Annotated in this window: 1 protein-coding gene; it reads left to right on the forward strand. The window is 67.4% G+C overall.

Translation table 11 applies throughout. The features are described from left to right. A partial coding sequence (locus tag V6U77_RS29985; RefSeq protein ID WP_334610089.1) for a polyketide synthase occupies positions 1–509 on the forward strand: 509 nt, incomplete at both ends.

Here is a 509-nt window from a genome sequence, read left to right on the forward strand (position 1 = left end):
CTGGCGGTGGTGCGTGGCACGGCGGTGAATCAGGATGGTGCGTCGAACGGGTTGACGGCGCCGAATGGTCCGTCGCAGCAGCGGGTGATTCGGCAGGCTCTTGCGGGTGCGGGTCTGTCGGCGGCTGATGTGGATGTGGTGGAGGCGCACGGTACGGGTACGACGTTGGGTGATCCGATCGAGGCGCAGGCGTTGTTGGCGACGTATGGGCAGGGTCGGGATGTGCCGTTGTTGTTGGGGTCGGTGAAGTCGAACATTGGTCACACGCAGGCGGCTGCGGGGGTGGCGGGCATCATCAAGATGATCTTGGCGATGCGGGCGGGTGTGGTGCCGGCGTCGTTGCATGTGGATGTGCCGTCGTCGCATGTGGACTGGTCGTCGGGTGCGGTGGAGTTGGTGACGGAGTCGCGCGCGTGGCCGGATGCGGGGCGTCCCCGGCGGGCGGGTGTGTCGTCGTTCGGCATCTCGGGGACGAACGCGCACGTGATCATCGAGCAGCCGGAGCCGGC

The sequence above is a fragment of the Micromonospora sp. CPCC 205546 genome (genome assembly GCF_036902715.1).
Lineage (GTDB): Bacteria > Actinomycetota > Actinomycetes > Mycobacteriales > Micromonosporaceae > Micromonospora.